Origin of the sequence: Oscillatoria nigro-viridis PCC 7112 (genome assembly GCF_000317475.1) — a bacterium.
GTDB classification, from domain to species: Bacteria; Cyanobacteriota; Cyanobacteriia; order Cyanobacteriales; family Microcoleaceae; genus Microcoleus; species Microcoleus nigroviridis.
Map to the genome: position 1 here is coordinate 7,335,656 of NC_019729.1, position 23,914 is coordinate 7,359,569.

Here is a 23,914-nt window from a genome sequence, read left to right on the forward strand (position 1 = left end):
AACCGCAGACGGTGCAACCGGACTCGATCTAATTCATCTGGGTTAATCTGTGTTGATCTGCCCTCATCTGCGGTGAAGAAAAGAGGTAAATATTCAGGACGATCGGGCAGGGGAGTCATTGACCAATCAGAATAGTCATGGGTGACAACAGCACTCAGGTTTTGAACTCAAACAGGTCAGACTATTTATAGAATTAAGCACAACTTGCTTTCTAATTATCTGATTCAGCAATTAAAACGTCCAGACGTTTGTATGTGTTTGGTCTGATTTAAAGTACCGTGTGGCGGGGCGAAGCCTCCCCCGCCCTTTGTGCCAGTTGCGTAAGTCATGTTTCTCTTTCTTTTGCCTTTGAACTTTTTACTTTTGCCTTGTTCACTATTTCTTGTTTAACAGGGCATTGGTAGATGCAAACGATCGCACCAGTTCAAGGTTTATCGGGGACTGACTGATAGACTTGGCGTAAGAAGCACTCAGGTAAAAACGGTAATCTGGTTGATTGGCAATGTGGGTTTCAAAGAACGCAACACTCAGAACTTTTGCATAAGAGTGAGCGATCGCCGGATTGGGGCCAATAAACTCTGGTGGAACGGGCAGCACTCCGCGTCCTGAATCCGTTTTAAGCAGCGAAAAGTGAGTTGCTTTGTCCATTAATACCAAATATTTATCGGATGCCGTTAGCCAGCTAAAGGGGCGAATTTGTTCGGGGACTGCCGGAGCAAAGATATCATCACTTCCTGAAACCAACATCACCGGGATTTTAATTTGCTCTAATCCCGACTGCCCAAATACGGTACTATCGAGGGGATTCATGGCAATCACAGCTTTGATGCGATCGTCTCTCAGGGAATAGTCTTTGGGGGGTAACTCGTCAACTCTGCACTGAATCAACAGCGATAAGTTCAGCGAGTTATTTGGATTACAATCCTTGTGTAGTTGCTGAAAATTAATGGCAGCACCCGCCAATGCCAGTACCGTATATCCGCCAAGAGATTGACCGATTGCGCCCACTCGATCGAGATTCAACCGTCCTCGAAACCTGGAGTCTGATTGGGAAAGCCGTTGTAGTTCATCCAATAAAAATTTCACATCCAACGGGCGATCGATTGCTGCCATTGCGCTGGGCGGACTTGCTAATCCCGAAAAATAATCCTGATACTTTTTCGCATTGGTGTCAGGGTGTTCGATGGCAGCAACCGCAAATCCATAGGATGCAAGATGCTCTGCCAGATAAGCAAAGCTCTGGCGATCGGATGCCATGCCGTGGGAAATCACAATGACTGGAACCGGGGTTGGATTAACATCCCCGTTTTTTGGTTGAGGTAGGTACAGATCCACTAGCAGTTGACGATTCCGGGATCGATCGTTTAGGTTCAGCGTTTCTTTTTGCCAGGTAAACGATCCACCTTTTCGCAAATCAGAGCGTTGGGAAAAATCAATGGGTGTCTGAGATGCCTCAGCGATCGCATCTTGCTGAATCGCGGCAATTAGGGAATCTCGCTGTTTCAAAATTTCTGACAGATTGCTAACGATTCCACGGACACGGGGCAAGTTAAACCAAATCGTATGGCTGGGATATTTCCGCAACACATTCACCAGCGTTAAGCCATCGGGGTCTGCTGCTGCCAAGATGAATGCCGATCGCAGTGCATAAAACCCATTTTGTTGAGAACCTGTTTGAAAATCATTTCCCAACCGCTTCATTACCGTTTCTCCTACCGGAGAGTAGGTAAACTGGGAGACTAAAGTTGGGGTGACATCAAAACGCCGTTGCAATAAATCTCGCAAACTTGCTAATTCCTCTGAATTTGCAAATTTGGCATAATAGGCAAAATCACTGTCGATTTTTCCCTTCTTAGCAAAGGTTTCTAATGAATTAACAGGCAGATCGAACTGCCCAAACGGTGCATAGTAAAACGAAATTCGTTCGGCTCCACAAGCAGGAATCGCAGATGCGATCGCAGAAACCATTCCCCCCAGAACTACTCCCAACTTTGCCAGTAGCTTTCTATCAGGATTGGCTATGATTTTTCGCTGCTTATGAATACATTTAGCTTGGGTCAGTAATTTCATATTCACCTTCAATCAGATTTAGGGCGTTGCATAAATGCGGGATGAATCAGTTAAACACGGGTAATGGTGCTATAAAAACATCTCTGTTAGGGAGCCAGCACCCACTCGTTTTAGGCGAACTGCCCTCACGCAGATGTCCAGCGCAGGGATACCTTTGAGGACTATTCAAAAAAGGTCACAGCGACCTGGGGACGTTGTAGCTTTATCTGGATGTCACGCCAGAGCAGAAGCGTAAGAGGGTGACCGCCGAAATACCTGCAAAAAGAAACACCTTGTAAATAAATATTGCAAACAATCCCTTGTTGATTTACGCGCCTTGCCCCAAAACGATCGAGGGCGAATCAAATTTTTGCACGGTAAAACCAAGCTTTCACCTCTTTTTGTCCCTGATACTTGCTCAAAAATGACCCTTTTAGGGAATGTTTTTATTTGAATAGTCAAGTAATGGTCGAGGCTGAAACGAAGGGAAATCAAGGGTTTTGACAATTGAGTTTACAACACTTTACAACGTGTCCCATTTTGCACATATCTCGGCGGATACCCATGAAGTCCTTACCTGAAGCAGGACTTTACAACTCTAACGTATCAATGCTTTGGGCAAGAGTAACATCATTCATGGTAATTCCACCTGCATCGTGGGTTGTCAGTTGAACTGTAACCTGGTTATAAACATTGAACCACTCTGGATGATGGCCTTGGGTTTCTGCAATCAGTGCAACGCGAGTCATAAAGCCAAATGCTGCGATAAATGAGGTGAATTCAAAGTGGCGGTAGAGTTTACCGTCTACAATCTTCCAATTATTTAGTCTTGCGATCGCGTGTTCCAGTTCATCTGGTGATAGCACAGCGCCATGTACCAATTGATTGCCAATCATACAATTTATGTCTCCAATCGATTTATCAGAATTGCGTCAAACTTGAAGGGCATCTGAGCCTGTTGGATGCCCTTCTCTAGTCCGATCGAGGGAAGATGATGTCCTCAACAGTTGACCAGTAGGCGGTTCACTGTGAGGGTAGGGCGATCGCATCCCGCAGATAAGGACGGCTATACCAACTCCAGAGTCCTTCGGTCACTGGCACAATGTTTAATTCGGCACGCCACTCGTCTATAGGACGTTCCAGTCCTTCTTCAAACTTCACCGGAAACAAGGGTTTCGCTTGCCGTGCAATGTGGATGCCTTGAGAAACCAGGTCAAAATTATATCTCAGAGGAGAATCGATGCCTTCGGGTGCTTGATTAGCCATGAACGCTAGCAACGAACCAACCAAATCAATGAACGTGAATGCGGGATAGCTAATTTGCCCAACCGTCACTGAAATCACTCCCAGTTCGCCGTAGTCATCAAAGCTAAAGCCCGTCAAAATATGATGCAGATCGTGAGTTTTGCGAACGCGATGGGTAATGTAATCGACATCTGATTCAATTTTTCGGAGGCGATAGAACCGTGGATCGTAGTTCATGGCACTGAGCACCCGAGCATAAGTCCAACCCAATGAGCCTTCCGGCAGCTTCAGCAAGATTTCCAGATCAAACTCTGGGCCCATATAACGCTCATCAACTAATTGTGCTGAGTCGGGATTTTGACGGACAACCTGCAAACATTTTTTCATTTGCTCACTGTCAGTCAAAGCATCCTCAATATCGAAGATGTTTTGCGTGTCAACTTTCCCCCCAGCAACCATGTCAACTAAAGACAGCAGTTTATCAACATTTTCAGGAGTTGCTAGTTCGTTGATATATTTGAATCCCATGATTGTTACCTCGCGGTGCGTTGTTTTTTGTCGATAACTGCATCTTACGGTGACTCCACAGGTAAGCAACAGGGGCTTTTTTTGATATAGGTCAAATTTGATCGAGATCAAATTTCCTGGGCTAGATGACGGCGGCGTTGCTGATTTCGATATCTGGCGCGGATGCGACTGAGGGTTTCTTGGGTTATTCCCAAATAGGAGGCAAGATGTCCTAGCTTGACGCGATCGAGGATATCAGGGTGTCTCTGAACGAGATCCTCATATCGTTCAAAAGCGGTTTGAGTTTTCATTAGAAAAGCCCATTCTGCTAACTCAATATAATAATGTTCTATCAATAATCGTCCAATCTTATTCCATGAAGGGTCGTTGTCGTAAAGATATTGCAACCCCTCATAAGTTGTCACAAAAAACTGGCAATTTGAAACTGATTTAATATTTTCTTTACTTGGTTTTCTCAAAATAAAGCTATGAGGTGAGTAAATAAAATCATCTTCAAATGAAAACCTTGATGTGATCTCCTTGTCTTCAACACAGTAAAATTGCCGAACTACCCCTTTAACCAGAAAATACAAATAGTTTGATATTTCACCTTCCTTCAGGAGTTGATAGTCTTTTGGGAACTCCTGGTACTTGAAAAATTTACGAACATTTTCCTGCTGTTGTTTACTGAGTATGACTGCTCGATCTAAAACTTGAAATAGCTTTTCGTATCGATCAATTTCTTGCTGCATATGCCTCCTGTATGTATGGGTGACTATAATCACTCTAAATTTTAGGCAAAATTCTGATAGTAATATAGCACTCTTCCATCGCATTAGTCAGAAAAAATTGCAGGTAAGCGCATCTAAAAAAGTAGCTATATATACAGGCACTTTCAACGATTAGTGCGTGGCAGAGGAGATAACAATTAGTTAATATTTCGTGATGAGGGCGATGCTTTTAGACGATATTTAAACCAGTCCTTCTCATCCCAACATTTCATCGTGTCAACTGGATTGGCTCCTGGTCGTTCGCCTAATGCCGTCCGCCCAAAACTACTGGAAGCCGCAGCCCTCAGTCAGCTTCTCCAATCTTGCAGGGTAAACGCATCTAGTTTGGGAAGAATAATCAGCGGCTGAAAGCCTTGCTCTACCGTTTGAATTTAATGAGATTCAGCCCAACGCATTCTCATCAATCAATGTTTATTGAGCATATTGTCATATCTAAACCCCACTTTAAGGAGAACTAGGGGTTTCAAATATTCTCTGGTAACTAGATGCGTTTACCCTGTCCAATCTTGTTTGAATTGGATTAAAGACCCGCGCGTTCCACGCACTCGCCTACATCAATTATCGGATATTTTAACGATCGCGATTTGTAAGGATTCAGGTGAAAAATAGTGAGAGTAAGAGCCGAGAAATATGGTAATGTAGTCAGATGAGCGAAAAATCAGAGTTGTTAGCACTAAAAATGGAAATAGTTGACCAGTAGAGCCGTGAGGAACTGGTCAAAATTGTGCTGCTGATTTGTTATCTGTGATTCAGACTTGTAGATTTCAAGGTAAAAGCGCAATGGCTTTTTTCCGTGATGCTATATCTGCCCATTCTTGTGACTTATTTATGCCTTCTTTAATTCCCCAATCTCAGACCTGAATCCTTACAACCCACATTCCGCACCCTCAACTGGCACACACGCAGTTGGGGTGCCCCGTCCGAGTCGATCAGTCGGCTCTAGATGAGTAGAAATACTCTCGCCTGCCGTGTCAGGTGATCGAGCAAGCGATCGATTCAGTTGGAAAATGTACGAGCGTGTAAATTAACAACAAAAACCAATTATCCCCCGTGCGACGCGGAGGATAAAAATAGTCTAAACTCAAGTAGCAAACAATTCGCTCGATCGAATGAAACCCGTGCATCAAGCAACTGAACTCGCCGTCTCTAACCTCGACCATCTTGGTTTAATAGCAGGTCTAGTTGATGAAATAGAAATTGTCCAAAAAATCAATGAGTTAGTAGGGGAACAACCGGGTGAGATTGTCAGTCCAGGTCTAGCAGTCAAAGCAATGATTATCAATGGGTTAGGGCTTGTTTCCGCTCCATTATACTTATTTCCTAAATTTTTTGAAGGCAAAGCGCTCGAACATTTAATGGGTGAAGGTATTCAAGCATCACACCTGAATGAATACCGTTTAGGTAGAGTATTAGACAAGCTATATTTAGCAGGCAGCAGCCAAATATTTACAACTATTGCCGCTTCAGCAGCTCAAAAATTTGAGCTCGATACAGAGACATCCCATTTAGATTCAACTTCCTTTCACCTGCATGGCAAATACGAATCCGAGCTACCATCTGTATCTGTTATCGAGCCAGAAACGGCGCTAGATAGCGAAGATAGCGAAGATAGCGAGTCAACTAAACCCGTGTCATCTGCCGTGCCAATTAAGATTACCTACGGCTACTCCCGCGATCGCAGACCCGACTTAAAACAATTCATTTTAGATTTAATTTGTAGTAGCGATGGAGATGTACCGCTATTTTTACGGGTGGGTTCGGGAAATGAATCAGATCGAGCCATATTCGCATCAATTTGTCAGGAGTTTAAACAACAGTTAAACCTTGACAGTTTAATGGTTGCAGATAGTGCATTATATTCAGCTCCTAACTTAGAAATGTTAACCAATTTAAGATGGTTAACCCGCGTACCGTTGAGTATCAAGCAAGCGCAGCAACTGGTATCTCAGTTAAATGAAGCAGAATTTACCCCCAGTTCTGTGAGTGGATATAGCTGGTCAGAACACAAAAGTAATTATGGTGGAATTGAACAAAGATGGCTAGTAGTAGAGAGCAGTTTGCGACGCGATTCAGACCGACAAAAACTCGAAAAAAAACTCAAAAAAGCCCAGGCTGAAGCTGAGAATAAACTGCAAGAACTCTCAAAAATTGAATTTGCTTGTGCCGCCGACGCTGCCGCCGCAGCTCATCGCTTATCCAAACAACTAAAATTTTACAATATCACCCAAGTTAGTAGCAAAGAAATTACAGTAAAGACTAATACTAACGATCCAAATGCTCGCGAGAAATCCAGCTCGAAACAGAGATTTAAAGTTCAAGCAAAACTGGAACCAGATACAGGTGCGATCGCCAAAGAAACCAAAGCCTGTGGCAGGTTTATTCTCGCCACTAATGTGCTGGAAACTCAGCAATTAGAGCCTGACGATATGATTGTGAAATACAAAGACAGCAGTCAGCAGAAAGAGGGTTTGGGTTCTTGAAAGATCCGCTGTTTTTTACGGACAGTGTATTTCTCAAGTCGCCGGAAAGAATCGAAGCTTTGGCATTGGTAATGGGTTTGTGTTTGTTAGTCTATACTTTAGGTCAAAGGTTACTGCGTCACAGTTTGCAACGCACTAATTCCCAATTGAAAAATCAGTTGGGCAAACAAACTAATCGACCGACGCTCCGTTGGATTTGCCAGATATTTCAATCAATTCATCTGGTGAGCCTACAAGGGATTCAACAAATTTCTAATTTAACAGCCGAGCGAATGGCTATATTGAACTTGCTGCCGCTCTCCTGTAAGTCTTATTATTTATTAATCTGAGATCGAGCAGTTTGTTTGATGAGCAAAACTGACAGAAATTTCATAAATATTTGATTCAGTAGTGATGTGTAATTATCAGGCTGCTGGAAATATCTGCTGTCGATTAATAGTTAATTATGACGGATGAAGGTGTTGTTAGATATCGAGAATCTAGGATTTGCCCGAAAGCAGTTAATTTTCAACTTGCCCCAACAGGTCGATGCGATTGTGACCCAACAGGTCGCGGGTATTTTTGATTATTATCTCGGACGAGAGACTCGGACGGAGCACCCCAACTGCGTGTGTGCCAGTTGAGGGTGCGGAATGTGGGTTACAAAAAGAGAATGTATTAACCGCAGATGATAAGGGATTGACGCCCATTCACGCAGAGGTCGAGAAGAGAGATAGGAATAATTCCGATGCTAACAGATTTGATCTGACTAATGACTAATAACTAATAACTAAACCCCAGCCGCAGTAAAAGCCGCCCAATAATAAGGATTGGCAAAAGGATAGGGTTTGCGGTTGCGGATTTGCTGCAAAGAAGCCTCCGCAATCAGGCGAGAACTTTGAGAAAGCCGATCGAACATTTGCGAAATTTGAGGTTGAAAATCCGCCAGCAACACCTCCAATTCCTCGCCAGTCAAATCCCGCAGCCACCTTTGAGCGTCCCCCAGCGCGATCGCCACATCTCCCACCTGCAACCGAGAAAACCGTCCCAGATTTTCATAAAACTTGCTCGTCAGCAGCAGCGTAGAAACATCGTTCACCTTCCAAAGACTGCTAACCACACTAGACGTGCCAGCATACAACAAACCCGCCGACAAACCCACAAAATCTCCTCCAGCACCGCTAACTCCGCCAGCGGCAATTTCGCAACCCGATAAAGTAACTAAAAAATATTGTCTAAAATCCAGATTAAAAATTTCCTCCAAACTCAGAGAATCATTCCTCAAAAACACGGCGGATTTCAGAGGCCAAGCCAAATTGAGCAAACTCAAACAAGCAAAGTGAGCGCATTTTTGCTGCTGGAACTGCCCTATTTGCTGGGGCAAATTCCCATGATTAGCAGACATTTCTTGGGAAAAAGCCTCTTTAATTGCCGACTTGTGGCGCACAACTTCTGTACTGGCAAAATACCGGGAAATATTGCCGATTTCAATGTTGCTGTAGAACGCATCTCTGGTGAAAGTTGGAATTGCCAAAAGCTGCTGCAAACCGGGTCTGTACCGACCAATAGCCGCTCCGCGTGCACTTTGTCTCAACAGCAATAGCTGACAGCTAGGAGCATAGCGAATTCCTCCGGCAAATCGATCGAGCAAATAAGCAGCAGGCGCTGCAACATCGCCAAAAGACGAACTTTGAGAAAAATCCGAAAGGTTGTAGGTTTCCAAATCAAAACCGCTGCGATCGCTCCACCCAGATCTAAAAATTCCCCCGCCATCCTCAAACCCGTCTCTCCCCGCCAAAGGCAAAGCGTGGAGTGGCAAAGCGTGCAAAAATCGGTGCGGCACAAAAATCAGCCGATCGCAATTATCGGGAATCAGCGCCACCACTCGATCGATTTCCAGCATCGCAGCCAAGCGTTTGAGGCGAGTCGGGAGATGATTGATCCAGCGACCTTTTTGTTCAGAATAAGCGGTGAGGTACTCCTGGGCCCAACTTTCGGCAGCCAAAGCATTTTCCGGCGAACACAAATGAACGGCGGGATATTGTGCAGTCTTTACCACCACAAAAGCAACCAGCAACTCCCCCAAACTCGCCCACACCACAGCAGCGCAATTGTCATCAGGCAACAATTGGCGAATTTGCTCGAAAGCGATCGGTTCAACTTTGTGAGCTAGGCTGAAGAAAGGGTCGTTTGCCTGCACCTCCCGCGCAATCAACCTATCAAACTGCTTCCACAATTGATTTAAGTGCATGAAGTCCAAGTTCGGCACCAGAGAACCGCTGTTCAAACCTTGACTATCGCCCTCAGAAATCAAGGTCGTGTTCGGCTCGGGTTCTCCCTGTTCTTGGTGCCGCTGTTCCCCCGCTATTTCCAGTTGCAGGGACTCCAACTCGCTTCGCACCGCTGCGGGAACTTCGGCTTTCGGAGTCAAGTGGCATTTAACCAGCAGTTCTACCAAATTCCGATTTTTGTGGCGTTCGGCGTATTCCAGAGCCTTAGCGTAATATTCAGGTTGGCTGGCGCCGAGTTCCAGGCAAACTTGCACCAGGCATTTATAGAGTCCAGCCCAGGTGCGGGTTAATTTGACTTTTGCGGTATTCGTCCGATCGCCAAAATCGACTGTATCAACCCCAACTTCGCAACGCAAAAATTCCACAGTATCGACAGCAGCAGTAAAAACCCCGTAGGCGCGAAGCAAGTCGCCTCGAACTCGGTAAGCTTGACCCAAATAAAATAAAATTTCAGCCCAGCGGTGGGGATAGGTTTCGCGAGTGTAGACTTGGGTGGCGTTTTGATAGCAGCCGATCGCGCTTTCCACGTGAGACAAGTTTTCCGCCTCCGTCAGTTGCGAATAAGCCCTGCCGAGATAAATTTGCAGCATTGCCCAGCGGTTGGGATAGGCCTGCCTGGTGTAGACTTCGCCCGCATTTTGATAGCAGGCGATCGCGCTTTTGAGATTGCGGTTTTTTTCTCCTTTCACGTGTTCGCAGAAAGCGCGGCCGAGGTAGGCACACAGCATTGCCCAGCGTTCGGGAGATTTTTGGCGGTTGCAAAAGAGCAAAGCATTTTGATAGCAGGCGATCGCCATTTCCATATTTTCGGCTTTTTCCCCTCTCACCCGCCGACTGTAGATCCTGCCGAGGTAAGTTTGGATGGAAGCCCAGGCTTCGGGAAATTTGATGCGGGTGTAGACTTGTAAAGCATTTTGATAGCAGACGATCGCCATTTCCAAATTTTCCACCGGATCGCCTTTGATGCGATCGACAAACACCCGGCCCAAATTCCTTTGAGTCGTCGCCCACTGCTGCGGAAAAGCTTCCCGAGTCCGCACCTGCAAAGCTCTCTGATAGCACGTAACAGCGTATTCGAGATTTTCAGCGCGGTTGCCCTGCGGCAACTCGCAGTAAGCATTTGCCAAATTATTTTGAGTTGTAGCCCAACGCCGGGGAAACACCTTGCGGTTGTAGACTTGCAAAGCATTGTGGTAGCAAGCGACTGCCAGTTCCAGATTTTGGGATCGGTTGCCCCGCAGCCGCCGGCTGTAAGCACGGCCGAGATTGTTTTGAGTGCTCGCCCACTCTTCCCCGAAAGTTTCGCGGGTGCGAACTCGCAGCGCGTTTTCAAAGCAGGCGATCGCGTGTTCTAGATTGTCTGCCGGATCTCCCCGGAGACGCTCGCTGTAAGCGTTGCCCAGATTGTTTTGCAGCGTCGCCCACTGTTCCGGGTACTGTTCGGGCGTGCGTACTTGTAGGGCATTTTCAAAGCAAGCGATCGCCTGTTCGATATTTTGAGCCTTATCACCTTTGGGACGATCGCTGTAAGCGTTGCCCAGATTGTTTTGCATCACCGCCCATTCTTGGGGAAAATCTTTGCGGGTAAACACCTTAGCAACTGTTTCGTAACCGGCAATTTCGATTTCCAAGTTATGAGCCTTGCTGCCGAGGGGAAACCGGCCAATTTTGTTGCTCAGATTGCCGATTAACGCTGCAATGCGCCTAGTCTCCGATTCTTTGGCAGCAGGGAGCACCAAAGTTGCCCAGTGGCGCAGCAGTTGTGCGAAATTCTGGTCGAGTTTGTCTAAATTGTTTCTCAGCAGCGAGTACAGGTGCTGCGAATCAGTGCCGCGCGCGACTGCCTGCAATACTTCTGCTAAAAAAGCCAGATATGCTGCCCCGGTTGCGGGCAATTCTAAATTGCCCTTTGCAGATTCTAAGGGTGCGATCGCCCTTTGGAAAAATTTTGCAGCTTTGAGCAAGCTTTCTCGCGTCAGCGCCACTTCTTCCAAATAAAGCGTTTGCACGAACCGAAAGTCGATCGACTTTGGGTTCGTCCTCAAAATCAAATCTATTCCTGAGTCCCCAGGATTTTCCAGCAGCGCTTGGAGCATATTAACATCAGTTTTGCGACGCTGTTCGTCCATCGTGCATTCCGCTAAACTATTAACCATAGGAGCGCTGCTTCCGTGCAACCAAGTGAACTACCCACCGCTAAATCGTAGTACCGAATATAGTAGGGGCTTCTGTACTCATAGGCGAGTGCCTTAGCTGAGACTTTCGTCCTAGCTTTGGTCTTACCTCGCCTCCCAAAGCAAAAACTGCTGAACCTTCCGCCTTTAGTATTTTGATACCTTCTGCTTTCATCTTTATCGCTGCGTTCCCCTCCCGATCTCGATCTGTAGCACAGTGAGGACAAGTCCCTTCCCTCCTATTTAATGGCATCTCCGTCATTTGATGGAAACAATTAGAACAGAGTTTGGAACTGAAATACCCTCTCTCAATCTCGACTAAGTTCCCGCCTTTGCGTTCCCACTTGTAGGCTAAAAAGTTTGTAAAACTTCCCAAAACCTCATCTAATATTGCTTTCGCAAAATTGGGATTGCGAATCATGCCCCATAACTGAAAGTTTTCTACTATGACCGCGAGGCGATCGCCGACCAACTTATAACTAAGTTTATGTAGAAAATCTTGCCAGGAATTCCTAAACCGATCGCATACTTTGGCCGCAGCTTTTCTATATTTGTATTCAGAATCACTTTTTTTCTGCTGTTCTGTTAACTGTTGCTGCTGGCGCTTCAATTTCTTTTCAGGCTTGGCAAAATGCTTAGCATTCAAGTCATATTTAGATACTTTTTCATCATTTTGGATAACAGCCAAGTATTTCAATACTAAATCACTACCCGCAATCCTACCTTCTTTTGTTGTCTGGTTCTCCGCTTTGATTTCAGTCAGTATAGATGCCCGATATTTCCCTGAATAATTTATTTTATTAATAACTGAATTATTAATTTTATCCTCACTTAATCTATGTCTATTTATTTTGGGCTTATTGATTCCCCTATACGGGGAAATCCTAGTCCCCGCTACAATTTTAACGTTTTGAGGATACTGAAATGACTGTTTTTTATCTGGAAATCGCAAGTTATAAAAGCCAGCAAATCCCTCAAAAAAAAATTTGTATGCCGTGGTTAACTCGATCGTAGTAAATTGCAAAAATTTGCTGTAAATATCGTCTGACCATCCACTTTCATCAGATTTTTTGAGAGTAGGTAAAAGTGTGTTGCACCCGAAGCAGCCAAGTCCTTTACCAGTTTTTTTATAAACTTCAATTGATTTATTTTGACCGTAATGAGACCACCAACGCGCACACCAAAAAGTTGAAGCTACTTCTATTTGTTGATTTTGGGTAGAATACAAACGAACTTGGATAGCCTGGTGTAGCAATCAAAATCACCTCCTTGGTTATTCTATTCTCTCACAATATACAGTTGATGAACAAAGCATTACGAAAAAATTTTGTTTGTGACGAGGATTACATTTTTTCTCTCTTGAAAGCGATACGCAAAATTACTTGAGGATGCAATCGTCCTCACCTGCCCTTCCCACTATAACGTTACTCGGTTTAGCGGGAAGGGCGCGAAACAGTTAAACCAGGATTCACAAGTCGCAACAGACACTCACATAGCGAAACTAGCACCTACGATCGCTAATAGTATGATTTTGCGCGTTGATCTTTAGTAAAATCGCAGTTCCAAGCGCCGTCAGTCTTGCGGGGCGGGTTTCACAGACAGTTCTAAATTTGACAAACCCGCCCTGACAGACTTGCAGCGGGGCGGGTTTACTTTTACGCCGATCGGACTTACGCTAAGAAACCCGGTTTCTGGGAAACTATTGGGTTTAGTAACGAGAAATCTCCTCAGAAACCGGGTTTCTGAGGAAGAGTGTGTCCTGGAGTAATTGAGTTATCTATGATATTGCGCGAACTTCAGCGCTACAGCTAATAAAAAGCAACTTCGTAGATTTTACTGTACCGCTTGAGAGCGCAGGGCTGATTCCACTGCCAGCAGAGCTCGATCGACTTCAGCGGCAGTGACAATCAGCGGCGGGACAAACCTCAGCACTTTCGGCCCTGCTGGAACCAACAACACTCCAGCGGCGATCGCAGATTTGACGATATCCGCCGATGTAAGTTCGATATCGGCTTGCAATTCCATCCCGACAATCAAACCCCAGCCGCGCACCTCAGCAATTAAATGCGGATATGCGGCCGCCAACTTGTTGAGCCCTGCTTTCAACTGTTCCCCGCGCTGCTGCACGTTTTCCAGAAGGTTTTCCCGTTCTAAAGTTTGGCACACGCACAAAGCTACAGCGCAAGCAAAAGGATTGCCGCCGAAAGTGCTGGCGTGACTTCCCGGTTCAAATACATCGCAGGAAGATTTGCACAGCATAGCGCCGATCGGGATACCGCCGCCCAATCCTTTGGCAGATGTAAAGATATCCGGTTCAATGCCGAGGTTTTCGTAGCCCCAGTATTTGCCGCTGCGTCCCATCCCGACTTGCACTTCGTCGAGAATGAGCAAAATGCCTTTTTCGTCGCAAATTTCCCGAATGCGCTGGAAGTAGGCGATATCTCCGGGGCGAACTCCGCCTTCGCCTTGCAGCGCTTCCAGCATAATTGCAGCTACTTGGCGTTCGTCTTTGTCGAGTTGCTCGATCGCACTTTCGATCGCACTAATATCGTTGTAGGGCACGTAGTGAAATCCGGGAACCAAAGGACTAAAACCCTTCTGGTATTTAGGCTGTCCCGTTGCCGTAATTGTCGCCAAAGTCCGCCCGTGGAAACTCGCAACAGCGGTAACGATTGTCGGATTCGAGATATTTAATTTTTCGTGGGCGTACTTGCGGGCGAGTTTAATTGCCGCTTCATTAGCTTCCGCGCCGGAGTTGCAAAAGAAGGCTCTGTCCGCGCAAGAATGGTCTACAAGCCACTTTGCCAGCTCGCCCTGTACGGGGATGTAATAAAGATTAGAAACGTGGTGTAGGGTTTGAATTTGCTGAGTTACCGCTGCAATCATTGCCGGGTGGGCGTGTCCCAGAGTGCAGGTAGCAATACCAGCCACAAAATCGAGATATTCGCGGCCCTCGGTATCCCAAACGCGGCAGCCGAGGCCCCGTTCTAGGGCGATCGCAAAACGCCCGTAAGTCGTCATTACATAGCTGTCGAAGCTTTCAGAACTGAAGGGACTGGCTTCGGCTTGCACGCTTGGTTCTTTTAGTAAGGTTTCTGGACTCACGAATCGCTCCTTAACACATAATATGCAGACCTCGATTGTACGGTAAAAATCCAGGTTAGCGGTGCAGGGTGTTAGTTTTGTCATAAAATCATAACAGTAACAACAATTAATCCCTCACAAATCTACTGATGAGTTATTACATTTCTCCTAACTTTCTCGATAAAGTTGCGGTGCACGTCACTAAAAACTTTTTAAATTTGCCCGGGGTAAGAGTTCCCCTAATTTTGGGAATTCACGGCCGTAAAGGAGAAGGCAAAACTTTTCAAACCGAACTGGTTTTTCGGCGGATGGGCTTTGAACCGGTGATGATATCTGGTGGGGAATTAGAAAGCCCGGATGCAGGAGATCCGGCGCGTTTAATTCGCTTGCGCTACCGGGAAGCAGCGGAACAAATTCGCGTGCGGGGCGAGATGTGCGCCATCTTTATTAACGATTTGGATGCCGGTGCGGGCAGGTTCGATACTACTACTCAATATACTGTCAATACTCAGATGGTCAATGCGACTCTGATGAATATTGCTGACAATCCAACTAACGTGCAGTTACCGGGAAGTTATGACAGTACGCCGCTGCACCGAGTGCCGATTATTGTCACCGGAAATGATTTTTCTACGCTGTACGCGCCGCTAATTCGCGACGGGCGGATGGAAAAGTTTTATTGGGAACCCAGCCGAGATGATAAAATTGGGATTGTCGGGGGAATTTTTGAGTCTGACAAATTGTCAAAAACCGAGATTGTGGGGTTAGTCGATCATTTTCCCGATCAGGCGATCGACTTTTTTAGCGCTTTGCGATCGCGCATTTACGACGAACAAGTTCGCGAATTCATTCACAAAGTAGGAATCGAGCGAGTTTCCAAACGTTTGGTAAACACTTTGGAAGCAGCGCCAGATTTCAAAAACCCGGATTTCAGCCTCGCTCATTTATTAGAAATGGGCAGTTTGATGGTGGGTCAACAAAAGCGGATTCAGGAAATGCGCTTAGTAGATGAATACAACCAATCGCGCCTGTTTAACGTTCAAGGAACCCCCAATGCCCCTGCTGGTGTGCCAACGCAAAGTCAATTAAACGACCCGTCATCCAAATATTATAAGGCTTACGATGAGCCAAGTTCTGAAGGTGGTAACGGTCATGCGGCGCGGCTGAGTTCCGAGGTATTGGAACAAGTGCAGCAGTTGTTAGCAAGAGGCTGCAAAATAGGCATAGAATATGCAGATAATCGCCGATTTAAGACTGGTTCTTGGCAAAGTTGCGCGACGATTCAAACTGCACAGGAAAAAGATGTGGTTTCATCTTTAGAAACTTGTTTGGCAGAACACGGCGGCGAATACGTGCGGCTGATCGGTATCGATCCAAAAGTCAAGCGGCGGGTAGTTGAAACAATTATTCAGAGACCAAAGTAGGGTAAGCTATTACAGATTTAAATTCTTACACAGTGGGGGCGGGCTAGAAGCCCACCCCACAAAAATTTGATTGTTTTTTACATAAAATAGACCTATTACGACCGTTCACTTTCATCTCTTGAAATTATCTGCGTGCATCTGTGTTTATCTGCTTGAAATCTGCGGTTAACCGGCTCTATCAAAGATTTATCCAATCACTCTATTGTGCAAAAAATTATCAAAAGTTGCCCGATCGCACATAGCACCTTGAGCACCCACTTTAGTCGTGCACAGAGCGCCCGCTGCTGCGCCCCACCGCACCGCCTCTGACAAGGACAGACCGGCATCTAATGCGGAGGCCAACCCGCCGTTAAAAGCATCGCCAGCGGCCACAGTGTCGATCGCCTCCACAGCAAAAGCCGGTACAAAAAAGGTTTCATCCGCAGTAACAGCAACAGCGCCGCGATCGCCCAATTTGACAATAACATTCTTGACCCCGCGCTCCTGCAACTGTTTGGCCGCTAAAATCGCTGTTTCCGTGTCATTCACCCGAAAACCGACTAACTGACCCGCTTCCACTTCATTCGGCGTGATAATGTCAATTAGCGGATAAAGTTCCAGTGGTAAATCTGCCCTAGCCGGTGCTGGATCGAGAATAACTCGCACCCCCGCTTGACGAGCAGCTTTCGCAGCTTTTTGGACAACTTCCAGGGGAATTTCTAACTGTAACAGCAAAGATGTAGCTGCTGTTAACAGTTTTTTGAGACGTTCTATATCTGCTTCACCGACATTGTTATTCGCGCCCGGAATCACAATAATATTATTTTGGCCTGTCTCGTCTACGGCGATAATTGCCACTCCTGAATGAGTGTTTTGGTCTATTAATACATTGTCTGTATTGACACCATAAGATTGTAAATTTGTCAATAATTCTTCAGCAAATTTATCGTTGCCGACGCGACCGATGATGTGGGTGGAAGTGCCGAGACGGGCGGCCGCGACGGCTTGATTTGCTCCTTTGCCGCCGCCGGCTGTGAAAAAATTGCTACCGATGATAGTTTCCCCTGGCTGCGGCAACCGGGGAGTTTTTGCTGCTAGGTCGATGTTGATACTGCCGAATACGATGATGGTCATAATTAAAATTTGTTATTTGTTATTTGTTATTTGTTACTTGGGTATGAGGTATGAGGTATGCGGTATGGCGCCAAAAGCATTGGAACGAACCAATAACCAATACCCAATAACCAATAACCAACAACCCTCAAACGTGCTACAACAGTTATGATCTACATCGGTCAATTCAATGGCTGCAATTACTATCGATCGCAATCCCTGTGTCTTGCTAGTTGAAACCGACGAAGTTCTCGCCGGACACTTGAGTCTCGACTTAAAATCCTCCGGCTACGAACCGGTAGTGGCTTCTAATACCGCCAGCGGCCAACATTTAGCCCGTGAATTGCAGCCAGCTTTGATTGTAATCGATCGCATACTTGGCCCTGAGTCGGGGCTGTCACTGTGTTCTTACCTGCGAAGTATTGGCAATCGGGTGCCGGTGCTGCTATTGGTCGGTCGCGATACAGTTGACGATCGTGTAGCTTGTCTGGAAGCTGGGGCGGATGATTATTTTCTCAAACCTTACCGCAGTGAGGAGTTTTTGCAGTTGGTGCGCTTGTATTTGCAGCCGGATAACACCAGCAACGAACAATTGAGGTTTGGCGATTTAGTTTTGGATTTGGCCTCTAGGCGGGCCCTACGCAACGGACGGGCGATCGACCTGACGATGAAGGAATTTGAGCTGCTAAAGTATTTGATGGAACATCCCCGCGAGGTTTTGACTCGGGAACAAATTCTGGAAAATGTTTGGGGTTACGACTTTCTGGGCGAGTCGAATGTGATTGAGGTTTACATCCGCTATCTGCGGCTCAAGATTGAAGATGAGGGCGAAAAGCGCTTGATTCAGACGGTGCGCGGTGTGGGCTATGTGATGCGGGAAGCTTGAAGAAGTCAGTTGACTGTTGACAGTTGACAGTTGTCATCACTCAAGGCAGTCATCACTCAACCCAGTCAACAATTTCCAATTCCCAATCTAAAATCTAAAATCTAAAATCTAAAATCATTATGAGTTATTTAACTAATTTGCTCGGTATTGGAGTAAGTATATTTTTGCTGGGATGTTCGCCGACTTTATCGATCGCGAATGCTGGTGCTACTGGTATTTTGGCGGATCGGTCTCCGACGGCGACAACATCGGGTCAACTGCTGCCTGTTTCTGCTAGAGCTCGGATAGCCGATCGCCCAATCGAACTCGAAGTGGCGAAAACAGTGGAACAGCAGGCTATGGGTTTAATGTACAGAACTTCTTTGCCGGATGACAGAGGAATGCTGTTTGAGTTTAAACCGGCGCGGCGGGTCAATTTTTGGATGAAAAATTGCCAGATTTCTCTGGATATGATTTTTCTGCGAGATGGGGTGGTTGAGGCGATCGAAGTTTCTGCACCTCCTTGTACTGCCGATCCTTGTCCTACCTACGGGCCCGATACTGTTGTCGATCGAGTTATTGAACTCCGGGGCGGGCGGGCTGCTGAACTCGGTGTCAAAGTGGGCGATCGTATTGAAATCGAGTTTTTTAACGAAAACCTCCATCAATAAACAATCCCCCGGTTTCCTTCTTCCTTCTTTTTCGCATCCCTTACATCCGTTACGGAATCCGTTGCCGAACCGCCCCCTGCCTTCGGAATACCCGATAAAATTTAGAAACTTTACAAAAATTGATAAAATCTATTAGAATATTAATGTAAGATTCAGTACAAACACCGAAAGATTTGCTACGATGTCGATCTCAGTCAGTCAGGACTTGAGCTTGTTTCCGGAAGCTGTAGATTGTTGGTCGCAGGTATGAGACGAGTCAGCGACTCCTTACCAATCCTGAGAGACGATACTCAGCCTCAAGGTGTAGCAACACGAAAAGAAATTCTCTGGAAGTTCTGGCGATCGAGCTAAATCTACTAAATCTATCTAAAGTAATATGCTACGAGCCAAGTTAATTGGCGGTAATTGGCAAACTTAACTTCTGGTAGCAGTTTCGGGTTTGATCGAAATATCTAACTAATTTTCCCGAAGTAGATTTGCGGATTCTGCATTTTGGCAGATGAAGTTAAACTCTGAACTTGGTTTAGTAGTTTTAGGTAGCAGAATAAATTCTGATTCGCGCTGCAAAGATGCCGAGGTATTCAGTTTAATTTCGATCGCGATTACCAGTCGATCGGGCAGACATCAGCCAAATTGCCAAACCTTTCACTTTTTGGGAAAGGTTAACTTTACAGTCGCACTCAGCATTACGTTTGGCAGTTCAACCGCTAATAGCTTTTAAAAAGCTATCGACGGTAACAAGACAAATTTAAAACTGGCTTATTACTCATCAAAAACATCAGGTTCACATCAGAAAATGGGGTCCTATACTTAGAGGTTAAATAACATGGCACCCGCTAAATACACTCGATTAATTCGATTTTTACAAGAAGATTTGGCAATTTCCCCCGCGTCCATTGCTGTCGCCGAACGTGTCGGCGATAACAAACAGCGGCAGCGCGATCGAGACCCGAATTCCTTGCCGATGGTTCTGTGGCAATACGGTTTAGTCACTCTCGAACAGTTGGATAAAATCTTTGATTGGTTATCCGAAGCATATTAAAAGGATTTTAGATTTTAGAGAGAATCCAAAATCCAAAATCCTTTAATAACTTGGATTAGGATTCAGCCAAGAATTTGGCAGCAGCGGCAACGCCGGCACCAGGAGTGCAGCCTTCATGACCCAATTCTCGCAACACGACTTCTAAAGAGGAAATTGCTGCTAGAATATCGCGATCGCACACAAAGCCCAAATGACCGATTCGGAAGATTTTACCTTTCAAATGGTCTTGTCCGTCGGCGAGAGCAATGTCAAATCTCTTTCTCATCAAAGTCCGCACTTTTTGAGCATCTACGGATGCTGGCGGCATCACCGAAGTAATCGCAGGACTCGCGGCATCATCAGCGGCAAACAACGGCAAACCTAAAGCTTTTACAGCAGCGCGAGTCGTTGTCATCAACCGTTTGTGCCGCGCGAAAACATTTTCCAACCCTTCTGTTTTCATCATCTGCAGCGATGCTTGCAGGGCAAAAAACATATTGACAGGAGGAGTAAAAGGAGTGGTATTTTTGGCAGCGTCTTTGCTATATTTGCCCAAATCCAAATAATAGCGGGGCAGTTTAGCAGTTTTGTAGGCTTCCCAAGCTTTGGGACTGACGGCCACAAAACCCAAACCTGGAGGAATCATGTAAGCTTTCTGAGAACCCGAAGCAATGACATCGATGCCCCAAGCGTCCATCGGAATATTGACAGCGCCTAAGCTAGTGACAGCATCGACCATAATTAAAGCTTCGCCGTGGGCTTTAACGTGGCGGTTGATGGTTTCGAGGTCGTTGAGGACGCCGGTGGAGGTTTCCGAGTGGGTGATGATGACAGCTTTGATTTGCTTCTCTGTATCTGCTTCGAGTTTTTCGCGGAAGTTTTCCGGGTCTAAAGGTTGGCCCCACTCGGCTTTAATAATTTCGGCGTTTAAACCGTAAGCTTCGGCGACTTCAGCCCAGCGTTCGCCAAATTTGCCGTTGCATCCGACTAAAACTCGATCGCCCGCACTCAAGAAATTAATTATCCCAGCTTCCATCGCGCCGGTACCGGAAACCGTTAAACTCAGCACGTCACTTTTTGTTTGGTGCAGCCATTTCAAGTTTTCCGTACATTCTGCAAAAATCGCGTCAAATTCCTTGCTGCGGTGGCCCATCGGGTGTTTTGCCATCGCTAACAATGCCGCTTCAGGCACCGGCGTCGGGCCGGGAATCATCAGCATTAATTTGTTGTCCATGATATTGTCCTAACTTTTTCTGTGGGAGTTATATAGAATAAATCAAATACGATACTTCACGTCGCTACTCTAAGTTTTTTAACTTTTAACTCCCTTGTGGTTAATTTCATTTAGAGACCAGCGGTGTTCTACCGCTAAGTTCGATCGCTCGCAGCTTTGTTCTAATTGCTTTTGAATGGCAAGGGCTTTACGCAGTGTAATAATAAGTTGGTGCACTTGTTGCTGCTGCGGCGATTGTGGACTGACAGCAAACATCGTTTTGCGTTCTAACAATTGAAGTAGCAATTCATAATGAATGTACGAAGGAAGGGGGATTGGCTCCATGAAAGCTAACATACCTCAGTGAACCGACACCCCATTGCAATTGCATGGGGTACCATCTAAAAAATGAGTAGAAACCCCGTCCTTATAGGACGGCTGTATATTCCCTTTCGGGAAGGAGGGGTATAGTTGCCCCTCCGTGGAGATATGGTTGTCTCCAAAACTCCCTTGCGGGGTAAAGTTAGCTTCGCCAATGTTTTGAGAGCTTTTTAGGCTGAAAGCACTGTTCCAGTGACCTTAGAACTGTTTAACTTTCAACGATAGAGCGGAAAACTAGCTTCGCATTCTCCGGTATCGTGACTCAAAAAACGTAGTCAGTTAAGACTTAGGCTGGTCAGAACGGCTTGTTTGATTTCTCTTACAAGCCTCATGCCTTATAGCTGAGGTTCCTGACAGGTGAACATTAGATGCCCGATTTTTTATTTGTTTTCTAACCGTACAGCAACCCCTGCTTTGCCGATCATCGCATATTCGGGGCTGGGTGCGTTGGACACGCTAAATCTTGCGATCGACAGGCTTACAGAATAGATTTAATTGCTTTCTGGCAAAATATTTCTCTGCAATATAGCTTTGAGTGCTATTTTTTTTACAGTCAAGCGCTTGAGTCGATACAGGCTAGAAATTCTCATTAATTTACCTACTTAATCATTTTTTATCAGAATTAAGGGTGGTTTGTCAAGCAGTCTCGCGTTTCACAGGCTGGGAGGGCGATCGGCAAGCGAGGCTAAAGCTGCACCCGGATCGGGCTGCTTGACCAGAGATTCGCCTATGAGGACGGCCTGGGCTCCGGCGCTGGCAACTTTAGCTAGGTCGGCGGGAGTGTGGATTCCTGACTCGCTGACTGTGAGGATGCCTTTCGCTTGGATTTCGGTGTGGCGGGAGGCTAATAGTTGGCTGGTGGTTTCTAAACTGACGGAAAAGTCTGCTAAGTTGCGGTTGTTGATGCCGATCAGGTTAACGCCTTCTAGGGTTAATACTCGATCGAGTTCTTCGAGAGTGTGAACTTCGATTAAAGCTGTCATCCCCAAAGCCTTGACAATTTTTACAAAGTATTGTAAGTCTTTGTCAGATAGAATAGCTGCGATTAACAATACAGCATCAGCGCCGTGAATGCGGGCAAGATAAATTTGGTAGGGATAGATTATAAACTCTTTGCAAAGTAAGGGTAAATCGACGGCGGCACGGATTTTAGCGAGGTTGTCGAAACTGCCTTGAAAGAACTTTTCATCGGTAAGTACGGAGATGCAGCTAGCGCCGTTTTGTTGGTAAGCTAGGGCGATCGCCACTGGGTCGAAATCTTCGCGAATTACGCCTTTGCTGGGGGAAGCTTTTTTAACTTCGGCGATGATAGCGGGTGTGGTTTTGCCGTTTTTAAGGGCGGCAAGAAAGTCGCGAGTTGGCGGTGCAAAGGGGAGTTTTTTCTGAAGTTCGGATAAGGGAGTGCGATCGCGCTTTTGGGCTACTTCAGCTTCTTTTTCCCAGACAATTTCTTCGAGGATGTGCTGGGGTGCGGCGTCGGGTACGGCGATTTGGTAGCTGAGGTAGAGGACGGAGACTGATGTGCTGGGGGGACGGCGGCGGATTTGAAGCATGATAAGGGGGATAAAGGGCGATCGTCACAAGTTTCAACGTAATTATATAATGGTTAGAGTAAATCCTCCTCGCCTGAGAGCTAATGCGTGCCAGCTAAAGACACAGCAGATTCCATGTATATATGATACAGTGTCTTTAGTACATAAGCGAAAAAAATGAAACCTTATTCAATCGAATTGCGTGACAAAATAGTTAAAATCTAGGAACAAGGTGATATATCAATTAGGAAAGTAGCCGCCTGATTTGATGTGAGTAAAGGGTTTGTTCAAAAAATCTTAAAACAAAAACAAACGACTGGTCACGTTCAACCCAGAAAACAGGGTGGAACCGCCAAAAGTGTGTTACTTGCAGCGCACAACTGAAGCGATCCAGATGGTAGAAAAATATCCGGAGAGCATCGTTGTCAGAGCCCAAGTGAATATTGGCGTTGGAACTACAACGAAGCTGTCAGCCTCAGCCTGATGTGCCGTGAACTACAAAACAAAAATTGACGCAAAAAAAAAGACTATACGCAGTAGTCAGGGGGCTACTGAAAGAGTGCAAATTCTGAGGGGTGAATATTGGGATAAATTGAAAAATGTTGACCCTGAAAACCTCATTTTTTGGCATAAAATGGGCATTTTATTGGGGTTGACACGAACCCGCGCTCGCTCAGGATATGGTGGTATAGTCTACGACTTAAAACCATTTGAGCTGGGTGCAAAAATCACAGTTTTCGGAGCAATAAGTTTAAAAAAAGTAGTAGGAATAATGACCATAGATGGGTCTATGGATGGCAAGGCATTTTCCGTTTTCATTGAACACTTTTTAGTGCCAAATTTAGGGGATAGTGCCGTCGAGGTTAATTGATAATCTTCCAGCCAACTCTTCTGGCGGCGGTTAAACCCTTGATTGAATCTGCTGGCGCCACTATCCTCAATTTATCACCGTATTCTCCGGACTTTAATCCGATAGAATTATGGTAGTCACAACTGAAAGCTTTTTTAAGTCTGTTCTCGCCAACCACTACTAAGATAGTGGATATTTTAATTGCTACTGCACGCTTATTTGGTTAATACTAAGCACTTCAAAAACTGGTTTACAAGCTGCTGCT

17 protein-coding genes and 1 pseudogene are annotated in these 23,914 nt (G+C 45.8%); 7 read left to right on the forward strand and 11 right to left on the reverse strand.

From position 1 onward, the window contains the following. Positions 1-375: 375 nt before the first annotated feature. The 4 genes from OSC7112_RS30410 to OSC7112_RS30425 form a co-directional block, all read right to left on the reverse strand. Positions 376-2,070, reverse strand: a complete 1,695-nt coding sequence (locus OSC7112_RS30410) for an alpha/beta hydrolase (protein WP_015179520.1) — start codon at positions 2,068-2,070, stop codon at positions 376-378. A 569-nt stretch (positions 2,071-2,639) separates the two neighbouring features. Next, on the reverse strand, positions 2,640-2,915 hold the full coding sequence (locus OSC7112_RS30415) for a 4a-hydroxytetrahydrobiopterin dehydratase (protein WP_263053565.1): 276 nt from the start codon (positions 2,913-2,915) through the stop codon (positions 2,640-2,642). A gap of 157 nt (positions 2,916-3,072) precedes the next feature. Next, complete coding sequence (locus tag OSC7112_RS30420) at positions 3,073-3,822, reverse strand: Coq4 family protein (RefSeq protein ID WP_015179522.1); 750 nt, start codon at positions 3,820-3,822, stop codon at positions 3,073-3,075. Positions 3,823-3,929: 107 nt separating this feature from the next. Beyond that, a complete protein-coding gene (locus tag OSC7112_RS30425; RefSeq protein ID WP_015179523.1) occupies positions 3,930-4,553 on the reverse strand; it encodes a Crp/Fnr family transcriptional regulator in 624 nt (207 codons plus the stop codon). Between the two features lie 1,157 nt (positions 4,554-5,710). Between OSC7112_RS30425 and OSC7112_RS30430 the strand changes: the two are divergent. After that, positions 5,711-7,401 (forward strand): annotated as a pseudogene (locus OSC7112_RS30430) (IS1634 family transposase). A 440-nt stretch (positions 7,402-7,841) separates the two neighbouring features. Here the strand turns inward: OSC7112_RS30430 and OSC7112_RS30440 are convergent. From OSC7112_RS30440 to OSC7112_RS30450, 3 genes are all read right to left on the reverse strand, one after another. Next, positions 7,842-11,498, reverse strand: a complete 3,657-nt coding sequence (locus tag OSC7112_RS30440; RefSeq protein ID WP_015179524.1) for a CHAT domain-containing protein — start codon at positions 11,496-11,498, stop codon at positions 7,842-7,844. Between the two features lie 40 nt (positions 11,499-11,538). Next, positions 11,539-12,771, reverse strand: a complete 1,233-nt coding sequence (locus OSC7112_RS30445; RefSeq protein ID WP_015179525.1) for an RNA-guided endonuclease InsQ/TnpB family protein — start codon at positions 12,769-12,771, stop codon at positions 11,539-11,541. A gap of 578 nt (positions 12,772-13,349) precedes the next feature. Next, positions 13,350-14,621, reverse strand: a complete 1,272-nt coding sequence (locus OSC7112_RS30450) for an aspartate aminotransferase family protein (protein WP_015179526.1) — start codon at positions 14,619-14,621, stop codon at positions 13,350-13,352. A gap of 128 nt (positions 14,622-14,749) precedes the next feature. Here OSC7112_RS30450 and OSC7112_RS30455 point away from each other — a divergent pair, with 128 nt between their 5' ends. Continuing rightward, positions 14,750-16,024: a RuBisCO small subunit-like domain-containing protein gene (locus OSC7112_RS30455; RefSeq protein ID WP_015179527.1), complete on the forward strand. Its 1,275-nt coding sequence runs from the start codon at positions 14,750-14,752 to the stop codon at positions 16,022-16,024. Between the two features lie 186 nt (positions 16,025-16,210). On the opposite strand, the gene rbsK is transcribed toward OSC7112_RS30455, so the two are convergent. Beyond that, positions 16,211-17,137 (reverse strand): ribokinase, encoded by a 927-nt coding sequence (rbsK, locus tag OSC7112_RS30460; RefSeq protein WP_015179528.1) that lies wholly within the window; start codon positions 17,135-17,137, stop codon positions 16,211-16,213. Between the two features lie 169 nt (positions 17,138-17,306). Between rbsK and nblR the strand changes: the two genes are divergently transcribed. From nblR to OSC7112_RS30480, 4 genes are all read left to right on the forward strand, one after another. Then, positions 17,307-18,002 (forward strand): response regulator transcription factor NblR, encoded by a 696-nt coding sequence (gene nblR, locus OSC7112_RS30465; protein ID WP_015179529.1) that lies wholly within the window; start codon positions 17,307-17,309, stop codon positions 18,000-18,002. A gap of 119 nt (positions 18,003-18,121) precedes the next feature. Continuing rightward, the gene (locus tag OSC7112_RS30470; protein ID WP_015179530.1) at positions 18,122-18,652 is read left to right on the forward strand and encodes a DUF192 domain-containing protein; all 531 of its coding nucleotides are present in this window, start codon (positions 18,122-18,124) and stop codon (positions 18,650-18,652) included. Positions 18,653-19,151: 499 nt separating this feature from the next. Further along, the gene (locus OSC7112_RS30475) at positions 19,152-19,373 is read left to right on the forward strand and encodes a hypothetical protein (RefSeq protein ID WP_041622813.1); all 222 of its coding nucleotides are present in this window, start codon (positions 19,152-19,154) and stop codon (positions 19,371-19,373) included. Between the two features lie 105 nt (positions 19,374-19,478). Next, positions 19,479-19,694 carry a DUF2949 domain-containing protein gene (locus OSC7112_RS30480; RefSeq protein WP_015179531.1) on the forward strand — a complete coding sequence of 72 codons (216 nt, stop codon included), beginning with the start codon at positions 19,479-19,481 and terminating at the stop codon, positions 19,692-19,694. A 55-nt stretch (positions 19,695-19,749) separates the two neighbouring features. On the opposite strand, the gene OSC7112_RS30485 is transcribed toward OSC7112_RS30480, so the two are convergent. The 3 genes from OSC7112_RS30485 to trpC form a co-directional block, all read right to left on the reverse strand. Continuing rightward, positions 19,750-20,907, reverse strand: coding sequence for a pyridoxal-phosphate-dependent aminotransferase family protein (locus tag OSC7112_RS30485; protein WP_015179532.1), 1,158 nt, complete (start codon positions 20,905-20,907; stop codon positions 19,750-19,752). 78 nt (positions 20,908-20,985) lie between these two features. Then, on the reverse strand, positions 20,986-21,231 hold the full coding sequence (locus OSC7112_RS30490) for a DUF5340 domain-containing protein (RefSeq protein WP_041623669.1): 246 nt from the start codon (positions 21,229-21,231) through the stop codon (positions 20,986-20,988). Positions 21,232-21,920: 689 nt separating this feature from the next. After that, positions 21,921-22,820 carry an indole-3-glycerol phosphate synthase TrpC gene (trpC, locus tag OSC7112_RS30495; protein WP_015179534.1) on the reverse strand — a complete coding sequence of 300 codons (900 nt, stop codon included), beginning with the start codon at positions 22,818-22,820 and terminating at the stop codon, positions 21,921-21,923. Between the two features lie 469 nt (positions 22,821-23,289). Between trpC and OSC7112_RS38805 the strand changes: the two genes are divergently transcribed. Continuing rightward, entirely contained in the window at positions 23,290-23,670 is a 381-nt protein-coding gene (locus OSC7112_RS38805; RefSeq protein WP_150111635.1) for a hypothetical protein, read from the forward strand. Positions 23,671-23,914 lie beyond the last annotated feature (244 nt).